Raw genomic sequence first — 5163 nt, 5'->3', positions numbered from 1 at the left:
ACCCTCAACGCCACACCGGGCCGGAAGGACACGCACCACCACAACCGACCTGACCAAGCACTACTAGTCACCCCTTGCTGACCGCCGTGAGGATCTCCGGCAGCCGCCGGGCCGTCTGCGGAGCGGCGAGCCGCAGCCCCACCGCCGTGAGCGCCGCCGCGTACGCCGTGCCCACCGGCAGCAGCAGCCACGTCCAGGCGTCGCCGTCGGCGCTCACGTTCAGCCAGATCGTGAGCGCGATCACGGGCGCGCACAGCACGGCGGCGGCGATCATCCCGCCGAAGATGGAGATCCAGGCGAGCCCGGTCTGCCCGGGGGCGACGTTCTTGTAGCCCTCCTGCGGGATGGAGTAGGGGAAGCGGGCGGATGTCCACGCCCCGGTCGCGAGCATCGCGCCGAGCAGCGCGTAGGACAGCCCCAGCGCCTCGGGCAGCCGCCGCCAGTCGCCGAGCATGGCGGTCGTCACCACGGTGACGAGCGTGGCGTACGGCAGGGTGATCAGCAGCAGGGCCAGCGCGCGGGCGCGCAGTTCGACGTAGGCGTCGCGGGTCGACGAGATCGTCATCGCGACCATCCAGAACGCCGAGGTGTCCTGCCCGAACTGGTTGTACATCTGGATGCCGAGCATCCCGGCGGCGAAGCAGGCGAAGTACACGGACCCGGTGCCCTGCCAGGCGTTGAACACCGGCACGATCAGCCCGATGGCCAGGGACGTCACCCAGGCCGCCTTGGTCTTGGGGTCGCGCCACACGTACCGCAGGCTGCGCTCCATGACCGTGCCCGTGCGGCCCGGGGGCAGCAGCCGCCCGAGCCCGGTCGACGTCCGCTCGCGGGCGGCCGACTCGGCGGCCGGCAGCGTCGACCCGTCGGGCGAGGTCATCAGCCGGGTCAGATGCCGCGACCACACCGCGAGCAGCGCGGCCAGCGCGCCGGCGGTCAGCGCCAGTTGCGCGGCGGCGAGACCGTACGACTCCTCGCCCACCGCGTGTACAGCGGCGATCGCCGAGGCGGGCGGCACCCACTGGAGAACGTCCGCCGCCGGGTCGAGCTCGCCCAGCCCGGACGCCCCGAGCCGCTGCGCGCCGAAGTTGACGACCTGCGCCCCGATCGCGATGAACAGTCCGCTCAGCACCGCGAGGTCCCGCCCCTTGCGGCTGGTCAGCAGCCGGACGTTGGCGGCGGCCACGGCCCGCGCGAGGGCCACGCACACCAGCAGCGCCAGGGCGACGGCGACGACACCGACGGCGAACGCCGCCCCGCCCTCGGCCACCGCCACCACGGACCCGATCAGCAGGCACAGCGTGAACAGCGGCCCGATGCCGACCAGCGACGCCGTGAGCAGGGCCCGCACCAACGGCCGGGGCCGCAGCGGCAGTATCACCAGCCGGGTCGGATCCAGCGTCTCGTCACCGCTGGGGAAGAACAGCGGCATCACCGCCCAGCCGAGCCCCAGCACCGCCGCCGCCAGCACGACCAGCGACTCGACGTGCGCGTGCCCGCGCAGCGCGATCAGGCCGATCATTTGCAGCGCGGCGAACAGCAGGGCGAAGACGGCCGACGCGATGTAGGCGGCCTTCCGCCCACCGGACTGCCGCAGCCCGTTGCGCAGCAGCGACAGCTTCAGCCGTACGAAGACCGGTGTGATCGTGGAGTCACTCACCGGGACCCGCCGCCCAGCCAGTCGAGATCGGACCCGGTGTCCCGGCTCTGCGCCCCGACGAGCTCCAGGAACGCCCGCTGCAACGAGGGCGCGTCACCCCGCACCTCCGCCAGCGTCCCGTGCGCACGGATCCGCCCGGCGGCCATGACGGCCACCCAGTCGCACAGCGACTCGACGAGCTCCATGACGTGGGAAGAGAACACGACCGTGGCGCCCGAGGCGGTGTACCGCTCCAGAACGCCCCGGATGGTCTGGGCGGAGACGGGATCGACGCCCTCGAACGGCTCGTCCAGGAACAGCACTTCGGGATTGTGGAGGAGGGCCGTGGCGAGCCCGATCTTCTTGCGCATGCCGGTCGAGTAGTCGACGACGAGCTTGTGCTGGGCGCCCGCCAGATCGAGGACGTCGAGGAGCTGCGTGGCCCGCTTGTCGACCTCGGCACCGGGCAGCCCGCGCAACCGCCCGCTGTACGCCAGCAGTTCTCGCCCCGACAGCCGCTCGAACAGCCGCAGCCCCTCCGGCAGCACCCCGATCCGCGCCTTCACCTCGACGGGGTCCCGCCACACGTCGTGCCCCACCACCTCGACGGTCCCCTGATCGGGCCTGAGCAGCCCGGTCACCATCGACAACGTGGTGGTCTTCCCGGCCCCGTTCGGCCCGACGAGTCCGATGAACTTGCCCGCGGGCAACTCCAGATCGACCCCGGCAACAGCGACCTGCTGCCCGAAGCGCTTCCAGAGCCCTTGCACCCGTACAGCGCTGGATCCCACCGCATCTCCCTCCGTCACCTTGAACCCTACGGTGGGAAACACGCTCTCTTGGGGGCGCGGGGAACTGCGCGATCAACCACGGACGACCCGCACCCGCCGACGAACACGGACCAGGCAGACGAAGGGGCGCTTACCGATCCCTGCCGCACGCATACGCCAACGGCGAGATCAGCTCCTCCGCGTCCGGCAGCCACCGATTCGCAGGCGTAGGCCGGCAGGCCCACTGCACGGCCCCCCGAGACCCGAACCGCGTGGGTGGGGCGGCCACATACGCCCCTTCCCCCAGCACGGTCAGATCCAGCGACGACAACGACCACCCCAGCTTCCGCACCAGATCAGGCACCTTCACGGACGCCCCCGGCAGCACGAAGAACTCCATGCGCCGGTCCGGCGTGAGCGTCACCGGCCCCAGCGTCAGCTCCATCCGCTCCATCCGCGCCAGCGCGAGGAACCCGGCGGTCTCCGGCACGGAAATCGCATCGAACGTACGCCCCGTCGGCAGCAGGATCGACGCCGTCGGCTGTTTCTGCCACATCCGCCGCGCGACGGTCGCGCTGCCCGTCGCCTGCGACTCCCAGTCCGGGCGCGCCGGGTGCGACCCGGGTGCCGGGCACGCGGCGTCACCGCAGGAGCAGCGCTGAGCGCCGTCGGCGGCTTCCAGCCAGGTGCCGGGGAACACGTCCCAGTGGCGCTCCTCGGCGTAGCGAACAGCGGTCTCCAGCAGCGATTCCCCGCGCTGCTTCGGGATCTGAGCGGCTTGGGTGCCGGCGATCGTCTCTTCCACGATGAACACAACTCTGGGCGTCACCAGGGGTTACGCCCGCCCGCGTGCGCGGGGAGGAGCACCGCCCCTGTAGTCGGGGCGCATGGGTGCATGTGCGGGGGCGCGCGAGAGGAACCGTGGCCGGAGCTGGGTAGCCACGAGTGGGGCCGGCAACAGCCGTTACCCCGGCAATCCTCACATGCCTCGCATTTTCGCCTGGTCGGCGGGGCATTGATCTTCACGGCCGGATCTTTTCGCCGGGACGTGACAGGGCTCGGCCGCGGAAGACACGTCAACTCGGTGCGTGGGCAGGCACCGCAGCCACAGGGGGTACGCCATGGCCGCAAGGCCGCTCGTCGCCAGGCAGCCGAACGAACGGCTCCAGGCGCTCATCCAGGAAGCCGGATGCTCCAACGCCGGCCTCGCCCGCCGCGTCAACATGTGCGGGTCCGAGCACGGCCTCGACCTGCGCTACGACAAGACGTCGGTGGCGCGCTGGCTGCGCGGGCAGCAGCCCAGGGGACGGGCCCCGGCGATCATCGCCGAGGCGCTCGGCCGCAAGCTCGGCCGTACGGTCACGATCGACGAGATCGGCATGGCCAACGGCAAGAACCTCGCCTCGGGCGTCGGTCTCCAGTTCTCGCCGACGGTGCTGGGGGCCATCGAGCAGGTCTGCGAGCTGTGGCGCAGTGACGTGGGGCGGCGGGACTTCCTGTCCGGCTCCTCCGTCGCCGCGTCCGCGCTGGTCGAGCCCAGCCGTGACTGGCTGATCTCCGCGCCGGATTCCCAGGTGTCGCGCTCGGCCGGGCCGCGGGTCGGGCAGTCCGACGTGCAGGCGGTACGGGCCATGACGCAGGCGCTGGTGGATATGGACCACCAGTACGGCAGCGGGCATGTGCGGCCGGTCGTCGTGCACTACCTCAACAGCGTCGTCTCGGGGCTGCTGGCGGGGTCGTACCGGGAGGCGGTGGGGCGGGACCTGTTCGCCGCCGTGGCCCGGCTGACGGAGCTCGCCGGGTACATGGCCGTGGACACGGGGCAGCCCGGTCTGGCCCAGCGCTACTACATCCAGGCGCTGCGGCTCGCCCAGGCGGCCGGGGACCGGGGCTACGGCGGGTACGTGCTCGCCGCCTCCATGAGCCATCTCGCCGCGCAACTCGGGAACCCGCGGGAGATCGCGCAGTTGGCGCGGGCGGCGCAGGAGGGGGCGCGCGGGCGCGTGACACCGCGTGCGGAGTCGATGTTCCACGCGGCGGAGGCGCGCGGCCACGCCCTGATGGGCGACGCGCGCGCCGCCCAGACCGCCGCCGGGCGCGCGGTGAGCGCCCTGGAGGCGGCCGATCCGGCCGCCGGGGACGACCCGGCGTGGATCGCGCACTTCGACGAGGCCTACCTCGCCGACGAGTTGGCCCACTGCCACCGGGACCTGGGGCAGGCCGAGGCGGCGGCGCGGTGTGCGCAGGAATCGCTGGCCGGGCATCCCGAGACGCGGGCACGCCGCCGGGCCATCGGTTATGTGCTGCTGGCCACGGCGCAGGTGCAGCAGCGCGAGATCGAAGAGGCGTGCGGCACGGGCATGAAGGCCGTGGAACTGCTGGAGGGGCTGCGCTCCAACCGGGGCGCCGAGTATCTGGAGGACTTCCAGCAGAGGCTGGAGCCGTACCGGGACGAGGCGGTGGTCAGGGAGTTCGGGGCGCGGCTGGACCTCCAGGCGGCGGCGTGAACACAAGGTCTGCGGATGCGTGAACGTGCGGAAACGGCCGCTCGACGCGTGGGAGGTGACATGAGCGGCGTGCCGTGACCCGGTTTTGTTACCGCGCTCACAGGGGAGGAGGTCTCGTCCTGTGCTGCGTGGCACTGGGCTCCGGGGACCCGGTAGCGTGACCCGACGATTCACAAGGTCCCCCATTAGTAGGAGTCCCGGTGACGCAGAGTGGACAGGGCGAGGAGCCCTCGGCGCGCCCCGCGCG

4 protein-coding genes are annotated in these 5163 nt (G+C 72.0%); 1 reads left to right on the top strand and 3 read right to left on the bottom strand.

The annotated features are described in order from the left end of the window. Positions 1 to 67 precede the first annotated feature (67 nt). The 3 genes from AOQ53_RS27130 to AOQ53_RS27120 form a co-directional block, all read right to left on the bottom strand. The gene (locus tag AOQ53_RS27130; RefSeq protein WP_236711837.1) at positions 68 to 1660 is read right to left on the bottom strand and encodes a transporter; all 1593 of its coding nucleotides are present in this window, start codon (positions 1658 to 1660) and stop codon (positions 68 to 70) included. Then, positions 1657 to 2448, bottom strand: coding sequence for an ABC transporter ATP-binding protein (locus tag AOQ53_RS27125; protein WP_059421203.1), 792 nt, complete (start codon positions 2446 to 2448; stop codon positions 1657 to 1659). Before AOQ53_RS27125 ends, AOQ53_RS27130 begins: the two co-directional genes overlap by 4 nt. A gap of 112 nt (positions 2449 to 2560) precedes the next feature. Beyond that, positions 2561 to 3223 carry a bifunctional DNA primase/polymerase gene (locus tag AOQ53_RS27120; RefSeq protein ID WP_099054702.1) on the bottom strand — a complete coding sequence of 221 codons (663 nt, stop codon included), beginning with the start codon at positions 3221 to 3223 and terminating at the stop codon, positions 2561 to 2563. A 307-nt stretch (positions 3224 to 3530) separates the two neighbouring features. Between AOQ53_RS27120 and AOQ53_RS27115 the strand changes: the two genes are divergently transcribed. Further along, positions 3531 to 4916 carry a hypothetical protein gene (locus AOQ53_RS27115; protein ID WP_059421202.1) on the top strand — a complete coding sequence of 462 codons (1386 nt, stop codon included), beginning with the start codon at positions 3531 to 3533 and terminating at the stop codon, positions 4914 to 4916. Positions 4917 to 5163 lie beyond the last annotated feature (247 nt).

Source organism: Streptomyces azureus, from assembly GCF_001270025.1.
Taxonomy (GTDB): Bacteria; Actinomycetota; Actinomycetes; order Streptomycetales; family Streptomycetaceae; genus Streptomyces; species Streptomyces azureus.
This window is presented reverse-complemented; position numbering and strand designations above follow the sequence as displayed.